General features: G+C 58.0%; 16 protein-coding genes and 4 pseudogenes. 10 read left to right on the top strand and 10 right to left on the bottom strand.

Going from position 1 to position 18,910, the window contains the following annotated elements; all coding sequences use genetic code 11:
• Window positions 1-175: 175 nt before the first annotated feature.
• On the top strand, window positions 176-1,219 hold the full coding sequence (locus ACZ9IM_RS13015) for an NAD-dependent epimerase/dehydratase family protein (protein WP_008072392.1): 1,044 nt from the start codon (window positions 176-178) through the stop codon (window positions 1,217-1,219).
• A gap of 10 nt (window positions 1,220-1,229) precedes the next feature.
• On the opposite strand, the pseudogene ACZ9IM_RS13020 reads toward ACZ9IM_RS13015, so the two are convergent.
• The 5 genes and pseudogenes from ACZ9IM_RS13020 to ACZ9IM_RS13040 form a co-directional block, all read right to left on the bottom strand.
• Window positions 1,230-1,541, bottom strand: a pseudogene (locus ACZ9IM_RS13020) (MerR family transcriptional regulator); the annotation flags it as partial.
• 187 nt (window positions 1,542-1,728) lie between these two features.
• Window positions 1,729-3,182, bottom strand: a pseudogene (locus ACZ9IM_RS13025) (tyrosine-type recombinase/integrase).
• A 385-nt stretch (window positions 3,183-3,567) separates the two neighbouring features.
• Window positions 3,568-3,839: pseudogene (locus ACZ9IM_RS13030) on the bottom strand (DMT family transporter).
• Window positions 3,793-4,332, bottom strand: coding sequence for a winged helix-turn-helix domain-containing protein (locus ACZ9IM_RS13035; protein WP_476224139.1), 540 nt, complete (start codon window positions 4,330-4,332; stop codon window positions 3,793-3,795). Before ACZ9IM_RS13035 ends, ACZ9IM_RS13030 begins: the two are co-directional and overlap by 47 nt.
• 238 nt (window positions 4,333-4,570) lie before the next feature.
• Window positions 4,571-4,929: pseudogene (locus ACZ9IM_RS13040) on the bottom strand (DinB family protein); the annotation flags it as partial.
• Window positions 4,930-5,132: 203 nt separating this feature from the next.
• On the opposite strand from ACZ9IM_RS13040, the gene ACZ9IM_RS13045 reads away from it, so the two are divergent.
• Window positions 5,133-5,705, top strand: coding sequence for a hypothetical protein (locus ACZ9IM_RS13045; protein ID WP_476224241.1), 573 nt, complete (start codon window positions 5,133-5,135; stop codon window positions 5,703-5,705).
• Between the two features lie 37 nt (window positions 5,706-5,742).
• On the opposite strand, the gene ACZ9IM_RS13050 is transcribed toward ACZ9IM_RS13045, so the two are convergent.
• The 4 genes from ACZ9IM_RS13050 to pdxR all read right to left on the bottom strand — a co-directional run bounded on the left by ACZ9IM_RS13050 (window position 5,743) and on the right by pdxR (window position 10,028).
• Window positions 5,743-6,024, bottom strand: coding sequence for a hypothetical protein (locus ACZ9IM_RS13050; RefSeq protein WP_427623637.1), 282 nt, complete (start codon window positions 6,022-6,024; stop codon window positions 5,743-5,745).
• 16 nt (window positions 6,025-6,040) lie between these two features.
• Entirely contained in the window at window positions 6,041-7,306 is a 1,266-nt protein-coding gene (locus tag ACZ9IM_RS13055; protein WP_427623638.1) for an MFS transporter, read from the bottom strand.
• A gap of 38 nt (window positions 7,307-7,344) precedes the next feature.
• Window positions 7,345-8,415: a sugar phosphate isomerase/epimerase family protein gene (locus tag ACZ9IM_RS13060; protein WP_476224140.1), complete on the bottom strand. Its 1,071-nt coding sequence runs from the start codon at window positions 8,413-8,415 to the stop codon at window positions 7,345-7,347.
• A 110-nt stretch (window positions 8,416-8,525) separates the two neighbouring features.
• The gene (pdxR, locus tag ACZ9IM_RS13065) at window positions 8,526-10,028 is read right to left on the bottom strand and encodes a MocR-like pyridoxine biosynthesis transcription factor PdxR (protein WP_476224141.1); all 1,503 of its coding nucleotides are present in this window, start codon (window positions 10,026-10,028) and stop codon (window positions 8,526-8,528) included.
• A 231-nt stretch (window positions 10,029-10,259) separates the two neighbouring features.
• Between pdxR and ACZ9IM_RS13070 the strand changes: the two genes are divergently transcribed.
• The 7 genes from ACZ9IM_RS13070 to ACZ9IM_RS13100 all read left to right on the top strand — a co-directional run bounded on the left by ACZ9IM_RS13070 (window position 10,260) and on the right by ACZ9IM_RS13100 (window position 16,655).
• Complete coding sequence (locus ACZ9IM_RS13070; RefSeq protein WP_427623641.1) at window positions 10,260-11,240, top strand: quinone oxidoreductase family protein; 981 nt, start codon at window positions 10,260-10,262, stop codon at window positions 11,238-11,240.
• Between the two features lie 14 nt (window positions 11,241-11,254).
• The gene (locus ACZ9IM_RS13075) at window positions 11,255-12,103 is read left to right on the top strand and encodes a TauD/TfdA dioxygenase family protein (protein WP_427623642.1); all 849 of its coding nucleotides are present in this window, start codon (window positions 11,255-11,257) and stop codon (window positions 12,101-12,103) included.
• An 87-nt stretch (window positions 12,104-12,190) separates the two neighbouring features.
• Window positions 12,191-13,243 (top strand): beta-keto acid cleavage family enzyme, encoded by a 1,053-nt coding sequence (locus tag ACZ9IM_RS13080; RefSeq protein WP_429546151.1) that lies wholly within the window; start codon window positions 12,191-12,193, stop codon window positions 13,241-13,243.
• Between the two features lie 91 nt (window positions 13,244-13,334).
• Window positions 13,335-14,666: an MFS transporter gene (locus tag ACZ9IM_RS13085; protein WP_476224142.1), complete on the top strand. Its 1,332-nt coding sequence runs from the start codon at window positions 13,335-13,337 to the stop codon at window positions 14,664-14,666.
• Window positions 14,663-15,325, top strand: a complete 663-nt coding sequence (locus ACZ9IM_RS13090; RefSeq protein ID WP_476224143.1) for a DsbA family oxidoreductase — start codon at window positions 14,663-14,665, stop codon at window positions 15,323-15,325. Before ACZ9IM_RS13085 ends, ACZ9IM_RS13090 begins: the two co-directional genes overlap by 4 nt.
• Window positions 15,322-15,648 (top strand): Rieske (2Fe-2S) protein, encoded by a 327-nt coding sequence (locus ACZ9IM_RS13095; RefSeq protein ID WP_427623646.1) that lies wholly within the window; start codon window positions 15,322-15,324, stop codon window positions 15,646-15,648. The genes ACZ9IM_RS13090 and ACZ9IM_RS13095 overlap by 4 nt, the downstream gene beginning before the upstream one ends.
• A complete protein-coding gene (locus tag ACZ9IM_RS13100) occupies window positions 15,645-16,655 on the top strand; it encodes a YeiH family protein (protein WP_123497775.1) in 1,011 nt (336 codons plus the stop codon). Before ACZ9IM_RS13095 ends, ACZ9IM_RS13100 begins: the two co-directional genes overlap by 4 nt.
• Window positions 16,656-16,886: 231 nt before the next feature.
• Here ACZ9IM_RS13100 and ACZ9IM_RS13105 read toward each other — a convergent pair whose 3' ends face one another.
• Window positions 16,887-17,939, bottom strand: coding sequence for an AraC family transcriptional regulator (locus tag ACZ9IM_RS13105; RefSeq protein WP_427623647.1), 1,053 nt, complete (start codon window positions 17,937-17,939; stop codon window positions 16,887-16,889).
• Window positions 17,940-18,295: 356 nt separating this feature from the next.
• On the opposite strand from ACZ9IM_RS13105, the gene ACZ9IM_RS13110 reads away from it, so the two are divergent.
• Window positions 18,296-18,862: an RBBP9/YdeN family alpha/beta hydrolase gene (locus ACZ9IM_RS13110; protein WP_476224144.1), complete on the top strand. Its 567-nt coding sequence runs from the start codon at window positions 18,296-18,298 to the stop codon at window positions 18,860-18,862.
• Window positions 18,863-18,910: the final 48 nt, after the last annotated feature.

Below are 18,910 nucleotides of genomic sequence, written 5' to 3' on the forward strand. Positions count from 1 at the left end.
GTGTTAAATATTCTAAATATTGTGTTGCTCAGATGTGTCTAAATGTTTCGGCGGCATGTTTTTCTGATAACTCGAACTAACGTGCCAAGACACGCTTGACTCTGTCCTGCGGGACAGACTCTATGATTTTCTCGATCCTGAACAGAATGGTTCTCTTCCAGAAGAAGGAGTTTCAGTGAGCAAGTTATGTCTGGTCACGGGCGCCAATGGGCACTTGGGCAACACCTTGGTCAGAGCATTGCTCAGTCAGGGCTACAGAGTCCGAGCCGGAGTGCGTGACATCGGTAACACGGCGCCCTTCGCGGGGCTTGATTGCGAACTGGTCTATGCCGAATTGCTGGACGGGCTTGCAATGCTCAAGGCATTGGACGGTGTCGACGTGCTGTTTCAAGTGGCGGCGGTTTTCAAGCATTGGGCCAAAAGCCCGGAAACCGAGATTGTCGAGCCCAATGTGCGGGGGACACGTAGCGTGTTGGAGGCCGCTGCACGGGCGGGCGTCAAGCGTGTCGTCTATGTCAGTTCCGTCGCCGCGGTTGGTCATGACGGCAGTGCTCTGGATGAAGCGCATTGGAATGACGAGGCCGAAAATGCCTACTACAAATCCAAGATTCTCTCCGAGCAAATGGCCTGGCGGACCGCCAACGACCTGGGGCTCTGGATGGTGTCGGTACTGCCCTCGGCGATGGTGGGGCCAAACGCGACCCAACTGACCGATACCATGGGGTTTCTGGAGTCAGTCAAACAGCGTCAGGTCCCGCTGGACCCAGGGTTCCATTTCAATTTCGTGGATGTGCGCGACGTGGCGGAAGGTTTGATTCTGGCCGCCGAAAAGGGCAGGGGAGGGCAGCGCTATATTCTTGCGAATGAGCGCTCATCGTCGCTCGCCAACCTGATCGAGGCCGCCAATGCGCTTTCGCCGGGTTATCGCCAGCCACCGCGAGCCCCGCAGTGGCTATTGGTCTGCATTGCCTGGATGCAGGAACGGGCCGCGCAACTGACGGGCAAGCCTGCCCAGTTACTGCTCAGCCAGGTGCGCCTGTTCCATAACGTTCGGCAGGAGTACAGCATCGTCAAGGCGAAGACTGAATTGGGGTTCAGCCCGCGACCGCCCGAAGAGGCGCTGATGTCAGCTTTTGTTTATCTGGGCAGGCGATCGACTCAGCCTTATGAAGAATTGACGTCGGTGCAGGACCGAACAATGAGTTCATCTCGCCTTTGAGCTCGATCAAATGAAGGTCCAGCGCCTGTAACTCAGCGATTTTTTCTTTCACTTGCTGACGCTTGGCGTTGACGGCTTCGTTTGCCAGCGCCAAAGGAAAGGCTTTGAGCTTGTTTTTGGCGCTGATCAGGGGACTCATCTCTGCCAGTTTGAAACCGGCAATTTGTGCTCTACGAATGAGGTGGACGATCTCCAGATGGTGAGCGTTGTAGGTCCGGTATCGACCGTCGCGTTCCGGCTCGTTTATCAAACCCATCTGTTCATACAGTCGAATGGCTTTTGGTGTGCAGCCGGTCAACTCGGCGAGTCGTCCAATGAACATGCTTAAATTCCTTTTTTAAATGCGTTAAATGCCTCGTACATTTGATCGCCAGTCAGCCCGTAACCGTCACAACAGCTAGCAACAAAAGTTTAGCGTGAATCCGCACCTTGACGAGGGCGGGGGGATTTTTCCCGAATCCGACCCCGCTGATTACGAAACTGAGGGATTCAGTATTGAAGAATTTGGCCTATGGGGGCGGCAGAGATCCAGTGGCGGCGTAGTCTGGAAAAGACATCATCGACTCGGTCGGTGGATGTTCGTATGTTGAAAACAACACGGCGCTGAGTCGATCGCCCAACAGATTCCAGGTGCGCTTCTTCTCTTCGGCATAGTCGTGATGCAGGTAATGGCGCCTCACCCGCGAGCCGGCCAGTACATGATTTTGGCAGCGGTCGATGACGTCCAGGCTGACCCCCAAGGCCTGCAACATGGTCGCGCCCGTACGGCGCAGGTCATGCGGCGTCCAGTCGCCGTTTTGGCCGTCGGCAAGCACCAGCGTGTCGTCATTACGCCGTCTTGACAGCGCCTTGCGGTTTTTGAAGCGGGCCTGGCGATCGCCGACCTGCTTACTCACCACTTTTACGTCCACATGCCCATCATCCTGCTTGTTCGGAAAGCACCACTGGGAATCTCCCGTCAGGGTCTTGAGTTCCTGAAAGAAATGTAGCGCGAAGGGCGAGAGGAAGACATGGTGGTCCTGTTTCTTGCCCCGGGAGCCTTTGACGTTTTCACTGGGGAGGAACCAGGTCTGCTGTTCCAGATCCACATTTTTCCATTCGGCCTGCAGCAACTCGCCAATCCGGCACAGCGTGCCCAGGCTGATCCAGAGCGCGAGCTGGGTTTCCTTTTTTAACGGCCGAATACCTTCGTACTTTTGACCGGCGGGGAGGGCGTGGTAATCGGCGGTCATGTGTTGGAAGCGGTTGTGCAACTCCAACAGCTCCGCCGAGGAAAGGATCCGGCTTCTTTCTGCTTCGTAGTCGGCAGGGATAAGGGGGGAGATGTCGACCAGTTCCGTCGGATCACCCTCAACCAGTAACGCCCACCAGGGTTGGCGCTTTCTGGCCCAGCTGAACATCTGGGTGAGGTCGGCGAAAAAGCTGATGGCTTGCCGGTGAGCGCCGCGGCTGAGGACCGCCCGGATCAGCGCCCGAATATCGTGCTCGGACACACTACTCACCGATGTTTTGCCGAGTGCCGGGTATAGGTCCTTGTTAAAACGTCGTTGCAACTCGGCATTGCCGTCTTTACGCGCGACGCCATCCAACAGCCAGGCCTTGGCCATATCCTGGACGGTTAGTGTTTGCACCTTCGTCGACTTTTCCTTTTCGGCTTTTGCATTCGTCGCGGCATGCGCCTGTGCTTTGGCGGTTTTCTTTTGCTCGTTGGGATTGATCTGCTCATCGATGAGCGCACGTGCCTGGTTGCGTGCTTTACGGATGTCCGTCAGGGATCTGCGCGGCCAGGACCCGCAGGCGTACTCTTTGTTCTGATCGCCCCAGCGATAACGATAGAAAAGCTGACCGACACACCGTCCTTACGGACTGAGATTCGACCAGCTAGATTGCCATCCTCCCGGAGGATTCGGCCGGCATCGTTGGGAGTCAGCGACTCGAGTTCTTTGATGGTGATTTTGGCCATAAAATGGGTTCCCCCTACTTTTCCCCCCACAAAAACGTCGGCTCTTGATGGGCGTTACTGGACTCTCGTAGAGCAGAACACCGCTGGAGCTCAAGTAAATACTAGCTTAGAAAAATCCAGAGTAAAATTTTGGAAGCTTTCAAGAAGTATGAAAAAGAAGATGGGGTGCTAGGGGTCGAGTGTTCGAATCACTCCGTCCCGACCATATAATTCAAAGGGTTGCGAGATTTTATCTCGCGACCCTTTTTTATTTTTGGTCGTTTTTTTCCCCACAAAACCACCGGCTCTGGGTGGAATCCTCACGGCTTCCGCGTGGGCGGACGCAGGCTTTGGCGCTCACGCTTGCAATATTGACCAGAATGATTCCGGCAATGATAAGGGTGATTCATCCTGCAGCAGTAAAGCTGGGAATCTGTTGATATCTGAAGGCCGCAATCACAGTGATGAGTGTTAACCAAGGCCGGGCCACATCGAGGTATTTAATGACATGGGCAGGTCCTTCTGAGCCAGCCCCAGAAAGACTATTTCGAGCCCATACCCACCCACCGAAATAAGCACTGGAAACCAGCGTGCAAAACCTTGGCTTTCCTTTAGGGCGATAGTCGCCTGGTTAATACGCACCTCTCGTGCCAGAGCTGCTACATACCTCAACCCAATCGGCGGATGCACCAGCCAGCAAGTAGATGCTGTGGCGGAGATTAGGCGAGCAACGCTTCCAGGTTTTTTCATCGCATGCGTTATGTCTGTGAGATAAGTCCTTCTCAATGTGTATTGCTTGGACGATGCAGTAACCGCGATTTCTCACCGAGCGGAAAAGGTTATCTCCTCTAGCGGACTTCTTGAACTTCGCTTGTAGCCTGCTGAGGCACATCGCCAGCCCCTTATAGTGGTCAAGGTTTTTGTTTAGCTTTTTGGCAATTGCATCATTACTTACTATCCGTTCTCTGCTGCCTATTAACAAGTCGAGTACTGCGTACTCCATCTTGGTTAGATTAATAGTTATTTCATTGTTAATAAGTAATCGCAGAGGCTCGACTAGCACCCATGTATTTGAGCTTTGTGCGCGTATTGCGTTGAACATGCTCTTTTCAATGGGGGCATGCGCCTCGAAAGCGGAGAGTCGTCTGGAGGGGGGCGTATCGATATTCATCTAAGTGAGGCTGTTTCTTTGTTGTATTGCTCTTCCGCTAGCTGGCTCGAAATGTAGAAATTCCGAGGTCAGCGGAGATGGCGCAGTGCAATGCGGAGTGTATTTCGGTTAAAACCGGCTAATTTCGGTGATGATACGTTTCAGCAGTCATAAAATCTTTAAAAATGATCGAACGTACGTTCGTTTTGATAAGGGGGATTAACACGAAAGGCCTGGAACCTCAGCGAAGCAGTTGTTGCTAAGTGCGGGACTCGGATGGAATCAAAACGACTAGATCCGTATCGCCTACGTCGACACCCGCCTGCGAAAGCAGAGTTGTAACCTGGCCTCGATGATGGGTCTGATGGTTAAAAAAATGCATGACCAGGCTGTAAAAATCCTTATCGGACACTACACCCTTCATGTTTGCCTAATTGAAGGGGCCATTGAGCCCATTTGATGATTATTCGGTCGAGCCATTCTCGATACGCTGAGAGCTCTCGAATCAGAGCACAACAATTGATCGAGGCGATTCGGATCAGAAAGCTGCCTCGGCAGCTCCAGTGCCAAGTGGTTCGTTGGATGCTTGGCGAATCGCTTCAGCCAGATTACATTGCCCCCACCCGTTGGCTCGCTGACGTTAACCGAGCAGATTCGTCAGCTCCGCAAGCGCCGATCTAGGAAAAACCCCGCAAAAACAGCCGCTTCCAGATGGATGGCTGATTGTGTAACTTGTTGATACAAATATGAATCTGTATCATTTAGTTTCATCTAAAGGGTGCGAGGGAGTGCATTGCCCATATAAAAATAAGGTCAAGGTAATGCTCAAAATGCTACTCGTGTATGGTCATCTGATTGCCACCTGTATTGCTCTGGGGAGGGTGTTACAGGCGGATCAAAAGCTATGGAGCTGGCGCAAGGATGTGTTGAGTGAGATGCAGCGTGAGTATCTCGACGAGACCCAAAAAATCGTCACGCTCGCGCTATTGGCTCTTTGGGGAAGTGGCTTGCTGCTGGTGCTAGAGGGTTACCTCTATGAGGGGAGCGCGTATCTGCTCAATCAAAAGCTCTGGGCCAAGGTGAGTGTTGTCGCGCTGCTTAGCCTCAATGGTGCTTTGTTGCATCGGATCGGTTTCCCGCTGCTGCAGAAGGCCCCCTTTGTCTTGTTACGCAACTCCGGTCGCACTCGCCTGGCTCTCTTGGGCGCTCTCTCTATGAGCAGCTGGCTATTTGCTGCTTTCCTGGGGGTAGCTCGAGCGTGGAATCACGTACTGCCTTACTTGCATGTGATGGGTGCTTTTGCTCTGTTCTTGTTGGTTGCCTGTGTAGTGGCGCTGATAGTCGCCAGTGCAGCGGGCGTCAGGGGAGATGCGAGTTCAAACTGTCCTCAATAAGTGAACAATGTGCCGCCGCTAAGGCGGCACAGGTGGATCAAGAGGTTGAATACTCGATATACAGCCTTTCGAGCGCCTCTTGGTACTTATCTCCCTTTAACGTTTTTTTCAGCACTGCCAGGGCTTCGAGCGCTGAAGCCGCAGCCAGTGCCTCGTTTTCTCCCCGGTAGGCGGCGCGCAGCCTTGCTGCTGCAATTATCGATTCTTCAGTCGTTGGCATGTGATTGCCCTCGAAGGATTGAACCTCACTGATAGTCGCAACCCTCAACGATTTCAAGTCCAGGGTGAGCGCTCCACCGAAAGGCTTTGGCCTGTTCAATGAAGGCGACTCCCGATCAGCTTTGCACCGCACCAATCCCACCCATTGCCACCGATTTATTCTGAACGGTCTTGTACAGCAGGCTGGACACCATGAATCCAACAATGGCCAACAGGCTCATCAAGCTGAAGACATAGTTGTAGCCTTGCTGACCCGGGAAATGGTCGAGGATTGCGCCGTAGATGACGTAAGCGAACATGCCCGGTGCGTAGCCGATCAGGCAGCCGATACCGAAGGCTGACCCGGTGATGTGCGAAGGGATGCCGACTTCACCCATGGGCGCCCAGAACACGCCGCGCATGGAAAACACAATCAGCGCGAAGGACAGTGTGGCGGCCATGCCTGCGTAGATAAAACTCGGGCTTTTCGGGATCAGCAGGATGACGCCCATCAGCGGCAGCAAGGCCAGGAATGCCCATTTCAGATAGCGGCTGGTGCTCTTGAATTGCTTGTCGGCAATGAAGCCACCGGCGGGGCCACCGAGGATTTTGAGGAAGTACTGATTGATGATGCCGTAGGCGCCCACCAGTGCCACGGGCAGCCCGTACATTTCTTTGAGGTAGGGAATGAAATAGGTCAGGCCGCAGTAGACGATGTAGACCATGAACACGTTGAGGCTGACCAGCCAGATACCCGGCACCTTGATGGCTTCGAGCAGGTTCGCCAAACCGTTCTTCGGCTTGGCGATCGACTGTGCGCTGCCGCCCTTGAGCAGGAACCAGGTCAGGGTTCCGGCCAGAATGTCGATGACCGAGTAGAAGAGGATGGCCGATTTCAGCCCGGTTTCACCGGAGCCCATGGCGACGAAAACGCCCAACGCCGAAAAAGCCACAAGCGTATCAATGACGCCACGCCCACCTTCCAACAGTCCAAACAACCGACCCTGTTCCTGATCGTCACCCAGGTTGCGGATGGCTTTGAGCAGCGAGGGCCAAAAGAAGCAATCGGCGCAGACGGCCAGCAGGCTGAATACGATCAGCAGATTGCTGAAGGGCGGAAAGGTCGCCAGATACAGCCCCAGGCCGCCGGTACCGATCAGGCCGATGGGAATCATTTTGCGCGTGTCGTAGCGGTCGGCGAGCATGCCGCCGACGACAAACAGTGCAGTGGCGATGATGGCGTTGGCGCTCAGCAGCAGGCCGATTTCAGTGTGGCTCAAGCCCATGAATTCTTGCATGGGGATATAGAAGGCGTCCTTGAGGTTCGCCAGTTTGTAGATGGTGCCACCACCGAGGATGAGAATCAGGAATCTGAGCCATTTGGCCTTGTCTCGAGTTGTCATTATTGTTCTCCAGGCGTAATCAGGTAGTAACGTCAGGTTCAGGGATTAACGCGGTTGGCCAGGGTCAACTCGGCCAGGGTTCGGAACTCGGCCAGCAGGCCTCGTACATAAGCGACCTGGTTGTTCGCCCAACGGTGTTCGTCGGCGAGCATTCGTTCGAGCGAGTAGCCGTCCGGGAGTGGTGTGTCACTCATTTCCCGGTACGCAATGAATGGATCGGCAGCCTCAAAGGTCTGGCGGAATGCCGGGGCGATGTAGTGATTTTCCTGCTCAAGGATGAAGGCGATCACTTGTGGGGTTGCGTCGCCGAGCATCAACAGTTCGAACAGCATGCGGGCGCTTGGCAGGTCGTCTTCATCGCAGCCCTGCAGCACGCCGTAATGGCCGAAGCCGTTTTGCTCGGGGACGATGCGCACACCCTTGAGGTGGGTCTGGCGTATGTGCGGCGCCAGGGTGCGCAGCGCCGGCAAGGGCTGTTCGCAGGCGTTGATCATGTTGCCGAAGTCGAACAAGGCATGCAGCCGTGGGTGGTTTAGCCGGCTCAGCAGTTGCGCGATCTCGACACTCTTGAGTTCCTCATGCTGCTCGAAGTCGAAGAACAGGTCGTGCTCATCTGCCTGCTGCGCGAGGTAATGCAGGTCTGACTCGATCACGTCCATGACCCGGGACAGCGCCCCCTCGTAGCGTGAGTAAACGCGGATGTTGCGAACCCCAAGCGCCTTGGCGATGGCGATCACCTGATCGACATCTTTTCTCAGCGTGCTGCTGATTTCCAGGTGCACATCCAGTGCGAGCGCATTGGCCTTGTCGGCAAACGCTTGCAATTGCGTGGGCGTCATTTGGCTCAGGCTGTTTTCCTCGCCGTCGAGCAAATGCAGGCTCAGACCCTGCAGCTCGTGGCGATAGGCGAAATCCAGCAAATCGGCTGGCGTGACACGGCCATGGGTGAGGTTGGTCAGCAAGGGATAGGCATGAGCAAACAAGCGCATCTGCCCGAGGCGGTCGAGCAGTTGGCGGGCCAGTGCTTCAGTCAGTAGGGGAGGTGTTCCTGCCTCGGCAGCCTTGTGGCTGAGCAAGGCATTGAATCGCTCTTGGATCTTATTGTTCATTCGAGTCGTTCCTGGTCAGACGCCGGGTCTACCGGCGCAGCCTTTATCGCGCCAGTCAGGAACTCTCGATAGATCCATTATCAGTTAAATCATAAGACCACTTGCTTGCTTCAAGTGGCCTGCAGGTACCCCATTTTGCTCAAGGCCCGGGCCAGCGCTTCGACGCGTTCTTGCGCCTGGCCCTCAGGCGTACCGGCGAAACCGATGAGCAGGGCAGGTGGCAGGACATGCTCAAGGCAGTAGTCGCTCAGGGCATAGGTGTGGATGTTGTGCCGGGCCAGTTCCCTGGCGATGGCATCGTCATCAAGCGTGAGTGGCAGCCAGGCGATCAGGTGCATGCCGGCTTCCACCGGGGTGATGTTGAAGAAGCCGCCCAGCTGTTGCTGAAGTTGCTCGACCAATGCTTGCTGGCGAGCCTGGTACAGCGCACGCATGCGGCGAATATGGCCGAGGAAGTGGCCTTCGCGCATGAAGTCCGCCGTCGTCGCCTGGAGCAGCGTGGGCGGGCTGCGATCCATCACCGCGCGCAGGGTACAGAAGGGTTCGATCAGGGCTTGCGGCAGTATCACGTAACCCAGTCTTAGCGAGGGGAAGAGCACTTTGCTGAAGGTGCCGACGTAGATCACTCGAGCCATCCGGTCCATGGCGTAGAGCGCGGGGAGGAGGCGGCCGCTGTAGCGGAATTCACTGTCGCAATCGTCCTCGATGATCCAGCTCTGATACTGCGCGGCCCAGTCGATGAGTGCCTGGCGCCGCGCATAACTCATGGTCACGCCCAAGGGATGCTGGCGAGATGGCGTGGTGAACACCAGTCGGGCGTCAGGGCACTCGGCCAGGCCTTGCTGAATATCAATTCCTTGTTCATCGATCCGCAACGGGACCACCTGAGCCCCCTGGGCCTGCAACGCAATGCGCGCCGCGATGTGTCCCGGGTCTTCCATCCATACGCTGTCCTGCGGATTGAGCAACAGCATGCCTAACAGGTTGAAGGCTTGCTGGGCCCCAGAAACGATCACCACCTGCTCGGCACTGCAATCGATGCCACGGGCATCAAAGACGTACTCGGCAATCGCCGCGCGCAAGGCCTGTAACCCTTGCAGTTCGCCATAGCCAAGCATGGCCTTGGTCGGCTTGAGCAGGTGGCGGTTCATCAAACGCCGCCACACAGCGAGGGGGAACGCGTCGTAGGTGCTGTGGCTGGGCAGGAATGAGGTAGGGGTCGCAGGATCCCAATCGGTATAGGAAACCCCGCGAAAGTGACTGCTGCGCAGCGACAGCATGGATTGGCTCAGGTCGGACAGGCGCGGTGGCTGGCGCTGCTCTTCGTCGGCAATCCCTCGGCTCTCCCACTCATCGCCGACATAGGTGCCCGCCCCAGTGCGCGAGGCCAAAAAGCCTTCGGCAATCAGCTGGTCGAATGCATTGAGAATGGTGATCCGCGACAGCGCCAATTCCTTGCTCAGGGTCCGTGACGACGGCAGGCGCACGCCCCCTTGCATCTTTCCGCTGAGAATCTGTTTGCGAATCTGCAAATAGAGTTGGCGGTACAGGGGGATGGCGCTGGCACGGTCCAGCTCAATAGCCGACAGCAGCAAACCTGCAGGGGATTTCATTACATGCTCGTCTGGAGGGAGGTGGTTTGACCTGGAACACCATCAGGTACCCGCAGGGTATCGAGAGACACTGGATAAGTCATCCATGGCAGCTGTTGATGCAGTGCCCGCTGTCATGAAATGAAAAGCCATTGTCGTCTGATGAGAAGCGACTCACCAGACGGCGTCCTACAGTCCAATCAGCGCAATTCGACGCAGCACGCCCAACTTGAGACTGGAGAATAAGAAAAAATGGCCAAAGCCGTACGCTTCTACGAAACCGGTGGTCCCGAAGTCCTTCGTTATGAAGAGGTCGAAGTCGGCGATCCCGGTCCAGGCCAGGTTCGTCTTCGTCATGTGGCGGTGGGCCTGAACTATGCCGACACCTACTTTCGCAATGGTACTTACCCGATCCCGATGCCCAACGGCATGGGGGTTGAAGCGTCCGGTGTGGTCCAGGCCATCGGCGCAGGGGTGACCAACGTACAAGTCGGTGATCGCGTCACCTACACCGGTTTTCTCAATACCCTGGGTGCCTACAGCACCGAGCGTCTGATCCCGGCCGCGCCGCTGATCAAATTGCCCGAAACCATCAGTTTCGAGACTGCCGCAGCCATGACCATGCGCGGCTTGACGTCCTCGTACCTGATGCGACGCATTTACGATTTCAAGGCCGGCGACAGCATTCTGTTGCACGCCGCTGCCGGTGGTGTAGGCCTGATCGTTTCGCAGTGGGCCAAGCTGCTTGGCCTGACCGTCATTGGCACTGTGTCCACCGAGGCAAAGGGTGAAATTGCCCGGGCCCATGGCTGCGAGCATGTCATCAACTACAGCCATGAAGACGTCGCCCAGCGCGTTCGCGAGCTGACGGACGGCGTAGGGGTCAACGTGGTGTTCGACAGTGTCGGCAAGAACACCTTCATGGGCTCGCTGGACTCGCTCAAGCGTCGCGGTTTGATGGTGTGCGTCGGCACGGCATCCGGCCCGATCCCGGCTTTCGATCCGGTACTGCTGGCGATGAAAGGTTCACTGTTCCTGACCCGTCCGGCCCTGGCCGATTACATCGCTGACCCGGCGGAAAAAGCCGCGTTGGCGGGCGAGTTGTTCGACCATGTGGGTAGCGGTCGAATCAAGATTGAGATCAACCAGCACTATGCTTTGCAGGATGCCGTGCAGGCCCACCGCGACCTGGAATCACGCAAAACCACGGGCTCATCGATTTTCGTCATTTAAGGGAGTTGTCTGCCATGAAAGTCGAACAATTGACCTGCAACATTGGCGCGGAACTGGTGGGCGTCAACCTCGCCGATGCAGTCCATGACGACGGTCTTTTTGCCGAGATTCGTGCTCAGCTGCTCAAGCATCGGGTGGTGTTCCTGCGTGATCAGGACATCACACGCGACGAGCATGTGGCATTCGCCCGACGCTTTGGCGAACTGGAGGATCATCCGGTGGCCGGCAGTGATCCGGATCATCCAGGGCTGGTGCGCATCTACAAGAATCCGGACCAGCCGATGGACCGCTACGAAAACGCCTGGCACACCGACGCGACCTGGCGCGAGGCGCCGCCGATGGGCTGCGTGCTGCGTTGCGTAGAGTGCCCTCCGGTTGGGGGCGACACCATGTGGGCCAACATGGTCGAGGCCTATGCGCGCTTGCCCGAAGACGTGAAGGTGAAGATCGCCGACCTGCGCGCGCGCCATAGCATCGAAGCGAGTTTCGGTGCCGCCATGCCGATCGAAAAGCGTCTGGCGCTCAAGGCGATGTATCCGGATGCCGAACACCCGGTGGTGCGCACCCACCCGGAAACCTTGGAGAAGGTGCTGTTCGTCAACGCCTTCACGACGCACTTGAGCAACTACCACACCCCCGAGCGGGTGCGCTTCGGCCAGGACGCCAACCCGGGCGCAAGTGAGCTGCTGCGTTACCTGATCAGCCAGGCCTACATCCCCGAGTATCAGGTGCGCTGGCGCTGGAAACCCAACAGCATCGCCATCTGGGACAACCGCAGTACCCAGCACTACGCCGTCATGGATTACCCGCCGTGCCATCGCAAGATGGAACGCGCCGGGATCATCGGCGACAAGACTTACTGATCGACCGCAACTGCATTCGCACTCGTAAACACGCCTGCCCGGCACGATCCCGGGTGGGCGCGACAATCATAAGAACAGGAGTAACTCATGCAATTCTTCGACGATTCCCTGCACCCGGAAAACATGGAAAAGGTGGTGATCACCGTGGCCCCGTATGGCCCCGAGTGGATGCCGGAAGATTTCCCTGAAGACATCCCGCTGACCATGGACGAGCAGGTGCAGAAGGCGGTTGAGTGTTATGAGGCGGGTGCAACGGTATTGCACCTGCACGTGCGTGAATTGGACGGCAAGGGTTCCAAGCGTCTGTCCAAGTTCAACGAATTGATCGCTGGCGTGCGTGAAGCCGTGCCGGACATGATCATCCAGGTCGGTGGTTCGATATCCTTCGCGCCGGAAAGCGATGGTGAAGCCGCCAAGTGGCTGTCTGACGATACACGGCACATGCTGGCCGAGCTGACGCCAAAACCGGATCAGGTCACGGTGGCGATCAACACCACCCAGATGAACATCATGGAGCTGCTGTATCCGGAATACCTGGAAGGCACGTCCCTGGCCAATCCTGCCTATCAGGCGGCCTACAGCGAAATGACCGTACCGGCCGGCCCGGCCTGGGTCGCCGAACACCTCAAGCGTCTGATGGACAACGGCATCCAGCCGCACTTCCAGCTGACTGGCATGCACGCCATGGAAACCCTTGAGCGCCTGGTGCGCAGGGGCGTCTACAAGGGCCCGTTGAACCTGACCTGGATCGGTATCGGCGGCGGTTTCGATGGCCCCAATCCGTTCAACTTCTTCAACTTCATCCACCGCGCGCCAGACGGTTGCACCCTGACCTCCGAGTCGCTGCTCAAAAACGTGATGCCGTTCAACACCATGTCGATGGCCATGGGTATGCACCCGCGTGTGGGCAATGAAGACACTATTATTGATCACAAGGGCGATCGTTTCGGCTCGGTTGCGCAGATCAAGCAAACCGTACGCATCGCCCATGAACTGGGTCGTGAAATCGCCACGGGTAAAGAGGCCCGTGAGATCTACCGCATCGGTGTGCAGTACCAAAGCATCGAAGAAACCCTATTGGCCAATGGCATGGCCCCCAACCGCAAGGCCGGGCAGAAAGGTGTGCCGCAACGCGGCTGATCGGCAGACGACGCGGGGGGCAATGGCCTCCCGCTCGCTGCACTGCAACACGCTTGATAACAACAATAAAACGAAGCTTTGAGGAGGCTGCATGGCCTTTCACCCAATCGCCGCAGACGATGATGACTGCAGTGGCGTCGGCGTTGCGCGCAAGTATGCCTGGATCGTCTTTGCGCTGACGTTCGGTTTGTTGATTTCCGATTACATGTCGCGTCAGGTGCTGAACGCGGTGTTCCCGATGCTCAAGGGCGAATGGGCCCTGAGTGACGGCCAGCTCGGCCTGCTCAGTGGCATTGTCGCCCTGATGGTGGGGCTGCTGACCATTCCCCTGTCATTGCTGGCGGATCGCTTCGGCCGGGTCAAGAGCCTGGCGCTGATGGCTTTGCTGTGGAGCCTGGCGACGCTGGGCTGCGCATTGGCGCAGGACTATCAGCAGATGTTCATTGCACGGTTCATGGTCGGCGTCGGCGAAGCGGCGTACGGCAGCGTCGGCATCGCCGTGGTGATCTCGGTGTTTCCAAAACACATGCGTGCAACCCTGGCCAGTGCGTTCATGGCGGGTGGCATGTTCGGTTCGGTGCTAGGGATGGCGCTGGGCGGTGCAATCGCCGCCAAGCTTGGCTGGCGCTGGTCGTTTGCCGGAATGGCGCTGTTCGGTCTGCTGCTGGCGGTGCTTTATCCGATCATCGTCAAGGAAGCACGCATTGCGCCGCAACGTGCCGCTCAGGCGGCGAACAAGACGGCTGCCGCGGTCAAGCGTCCGTTGCGTACGTTGTTTTCCAGCCGCTCGGTGATCGCTGCCTACATCGGCAGTGGCTTGCAACTGTTCGTCGGCGGCACCGTCATTGTGTGGATGCCCAGTTACCTCAATCGTTATTACGACATGGCCACCGACAAGGCGGGCGGCGTCGCCGCGATCATCGTGCTGTGCAGCGGTGCGGGGATGATCCTGTGCGGCATGCTCAGCGATCGACTGTGTCGCCATTCGCCGGAGCGCAAAGTCGCTTTGGCCATCGCCTATTGCCTGGGCAGTTGTCTGCTGTTGTCGGCGGCATTCGCGCTGCCGGCAGGGCCTGTGCAATTGGTACTGATCTGCCTGGGCATGTTGATTGCCGCCGGCACGACCGGCCCTTGTGGAGCCATGGTTGCCAACCTGACCCATTACTCGGTCCATGGCACGGCCTTCGCCACGCTGACCCTGGCCAACAACATGCTGGGGCTGGCGCCTGGGCCGTTCATCACCGGCAGGGTGTCCGACCTTATCGGCTTGCAGGCTGCTTTTCAGCTGGTGCCACTGGTCAGCATCGCGGCTGCGGCCGTGTTCTTTTATGCCAAGTGTCATTACCACAAGGACATTGCCCGGCTTAAGGGCGAGCAAGTCCTCGATTCGATTGGCAAAGCGGCGTTAGAGGTGAAGTTGTGAGTGGTCGTTTACGTATTGATGTGTTTTTCGATTTCATCTGCCCGTGGTGCCTGATTGGCAAGCGTCAACTGGAGCATGCGCAGGTACAGTTTCGCAGTCGCCACCCGGATGTGCAGATCACCACGGTGTGGCATGGCGTGCAGTTGCTGCCTCAGTTGCCGGTACAAGGTGAGCCCTTCGCCGACTTCTATCGCAAGCGTCTGGGCAATGCCGACGCCGTGGCCATGCGCCAGGCCCAGGTACAGCAGGCTGCTGCGGCGGTCGGATTGGCCATTGACTTGAGCCGCATCGCGACAATGCCTAACACCGCAGACGCTCATCGTCTCTTCAAGCGTGCCTGCGAGCGAGGCAATGTTGCCCAGCGTGACATCTTGCTCGAGCGCCTGTTCGCCGCTTATTTCCAGAAGGGCGAAGACCTGGGTTGCCGTGAGACCTTACTCGCGATTGCCCGCTCCTGCGGCATTGATGTCGAGGCCTTGGCCGACTGCCTGATGGGTGACGCCACTCCATTTGCAGGGTCACTCGGGGCGAGCAGTGGCGTGCCGAGCTTTCAGTTCGACCGCCGCATGACGGTGGTGGGCGCGCAACCTGCAGTGGCATTACTCGGGGCCATGAGCCAGGCACTGAAAGAAAGTGCTCACAAGCGGCAACCGGCATGAGTCTTCGTGTCCCTGTACCTGCCGGAAAACTCCCGCAGGCGGGTGGTCGTGCGCTGTTCGAATTCGATGGCAAAAGCCTGGCGTTATTCAACGTCGAAGGTGACCTGTTCGCCATTGACGACAGTTGCCCGCACCAGGGCGCTTCGCTGTGTGGCGGGCGTCTTGAGGGGCGGGTGATTCAGTGCTGCGCCCATGGCCTGCGCTTCGATCTGCGCAGCGGTTACTTGCTCAATTCAACCCAGCTCAAAGTCGCCAACTACCCCGTCGAGATCATTGACGGCCAGGTATTCATCGTCATCGTTCCCGAGGAGTCCGTGCCATGAGCACTATCGCTCTCACCCGTATCCACAGCCGAACGCGCGAACTGGCGCCAGGTTTTGTCGTCAGTCTGATCGTGGCGGCGGCCGCGTCCTTTTTGTCCGAGCATTACGGCGCGCCGGTGATGCTGTTTGCCTTGCTGTTGGGCATGGCGCTGAACTTCCTGGCCGGTGATGGCGCCTGCAAGGCTGGCATCGAATTCACGGCACGTACGGTGTTGCGCATTGGCGTGGCGTTGTTGGGCATGCGCATCACACTCGAACAGATTGCCGCGCTGGGCTGGAAGCCTGTGGCGCTGGTGGTGATTGTGGTGGTGGTGACGATCGGCGTCTCGGTGATTGCGGCCAAAGCGCTGGGGTTTCAACGCTTGTTCGGCATGCTTACTGGCGGGGCCACTGCGATTTGTGGTGCGTCGGCGGCGTTGGCGCTGGCGGCGGCATTGCCGAACCATCCGCAGAAAGAACGCGCAACGTTATTCACGGTGATCGGGGTGTCGGCGCTGTCGACCCTGGCGATGATCGTGTACCCGATGATTGCCAACTGGCTGTCGTTGTCGCCGCAAGTGGCGGGCGTGTTCTTGGGAGCGACCATCCACGATGTCGCCCAGGTGGTCGGTGCCGGTTACAGCATGTCGACCGAGACCGGCGATACGGCCACGGTGATCAAGCTGATGCGGGTTGCCATGCTGCTGCCAGTGATCGTCTGCGCCGCGATGATTACCCGCATGCAGGGAGCCGACCCGGCCGGCAAACGGCCGCCGCTGCTGCCATGGTTCGCCGTCGGGTTTCTGATTCTGGCCTGTATCAATAGCACCGGCTGGATAGCCCCGGTGGTGCAGGGATCGGTCAATGACTTGTCGCGCTGGTGCCTGGTGGTTTCCATCAGCGCCCTGGGCATGAAAACCCAGCTCAAGGAGCTGGCGGCGGTGGGCATCAAGCCGATCCTGCTGATGGTGGGGGAGACGGTGTTCCTTGTCGTGCTGGTGCTGCTGTTGCTGCGCTGGGGAATGTAGGCACACAAAACAGTGGCGAGGGAGCTTGCTCCCGCTGGGGTGCGAAGCGCCCCTCTTCCAAGGCCACTGCATTTTTTCAGAAAGTACGCGGCGCGTTTTGGGGCTGCTTCGCACCCCAGCGGGAGCAAGCTCCCTCGCCACAGGACTCCTCGGCCGGTGTCATAACACCGGTTCTTTTGCGGCGACTGTGCCAGCAGTCGCCGTTTTTTTTTGCCTGTTTTGCGTCCGTTTTCAGGGTTCGCTGGAGCCGGGCAGGGTACTCAGGTCCGGTGGAGCTTTGACGGGGTGCTTTTGCGCGCTGCGCCATGCGGCGGGCGGCATGCCGAACTGGGTGATGAACCAGCGGGTGAAAGAACTCGCCATGGAGTAGCCGAGCATGTCGGCAATGCGCCCTAACGAGTAATTCGGGTTTTCCAGGTAGCGCAACACCAGATCGCGGCGCACGTCGTTGATCAGGTCGTTGAAGGCGCAGCCGTCGTCTTTCAGGCGGCGTTGCAGGGTGCGTACGTTCATGCCCTGGGTCTGGGCGATCTGCTCGATGGTGGCGCGTCCCATCGGCAGCAGCAGGTAGATGGCTTTGCGCACCTCGAACAGCATTGATGGACCTTCATGGCTGAGCAGCGAGTCGAGGTAGCTCTGCGCGTAGCGTGCCATGGCCGGGTCGGCATTGGGGTTGGTCACGTCGAGGCTGGCGTCGGAGCAGACGATGCCGTTGAACTCGCTGCCGAACTCCAGCTTGCAACCGAACAGGCGCCGATGCAGTTGCAGGTTGTCGGGAGGCTGGTGCGTGAAGTTGACGCTGTAAGGGTGCCAGTGGCTGCCGAGTAGCGCGGCGCACAGGCGGAACATCACGCCGATGGCCAGTTCGGTGGCTTGCCGGCTGGGCATCGGCGATTCGGTGACCACCTCTTCGCGAATGATCACCATCTTGCCGGCCTCTTCAATGAAGATGGCCAATGAGTCGTTCATCAGATGACGGTAATGCACCACGACCTGCAAGGCATCTCGCAGCGTTCGCTGGTGGCTGAGCAGCAGGCTGACCACACCGAAGTCCGAGAGCTGGCGCGACTCGGCCATGCTCAGGCCGAAGCTCTGGCAGCCACTGGCGGCGGCCGAATCTTCCAGCAGGCGTACGGCGGCATCAATGGGGATGCGGTGTTCGGGCGCTTGCAACAGCGCTTTGCTCAGGCCGACGCCGGCCAGCACATCACGTGGGTTGAACCCCAGGTATTGGGTGACCTCCAGGTAGTTGGTCAAGACAGCGGCGCGAACAAGCTTGGGCATGCGAAGGTCTTTCCTGGGCCAGTTGCGATTCGGATGAGCGTGGCGACTATATCCAGCACATCAGCAATTGAACAGTTGTGACGTTGTCGAGGGCGCTCGCCCGATTCTGTCCAGAAGCCCCTGCGTTTTTGTCGAGCAATCGACGCTCACCCATTGATTACAGTGACCCACAGAGAAGCTGCGGGGCTTTTCGACCAATGGTCGGGGCACGCCAGCCTCGGCAAATCTGTCATGAAAAGAAAAGTGCCTGACGTCCAATGAAAAGCGCCTTGGGTGGGCGCTCTTTAATGTCAGTCCTACAAAAAGCCCCTGGCGATAGAGCCAGTCGAGTCATCGAGAAAGCGAAGGTGTTGAAAGTGGACAAACTGCAAACTGCCGCAACTGTTCTGATCGTACCGGGTCTGCGTGAGCACGTTGCCGAGCATTGGCAAACGTTGCTTGAGGCAAGGCTCTGCAAAGTGCGCAGTGTACCGCCGCTGGAAACCGACAAGCTCGATTGCGCCAAGCGGGTCGAAGCGATTCGGCGCGAGCTGGAGCAGATCGACGGGCCGGTGATTCTGGTTGCTCACAGCGCCGGTGTGCTGATGGTCGCGCACTGGGCTGCGCAGCACAGTCGGCCGATCAAGGGCGCGCTGCTGGCCACGCCTCCGGATCTCGATGCTCATTGGCCGCAAGGCTACCCATCTGCCGAAACCCTACGTACCCAGGGTTGGAATCCTCTACCAAAAGGGCCACTGCCGTTCCGCAGTCTGGTGGCCGTCAGTACCAACGACCACCTCGCCAGCCTGGATGCCGCCACTCGCCTGGCAGAAGGCTGGGGCAGTGAACTGCTCAACCTGGGCGAGGTGGGTCATCTCAATCCGGCAGCAGGGTTTGGCCACTGGCCGCAAGCCGAAGCACTCATCCTGGAGCTGGATCGCTAGTTCAGGCGCCGGTTGGCCCCAGCCATCCGGTATTTGCCCTCACTCCTG

The organism is Pseudomonas sp. TE12508 (assembly GCF_056279485.1).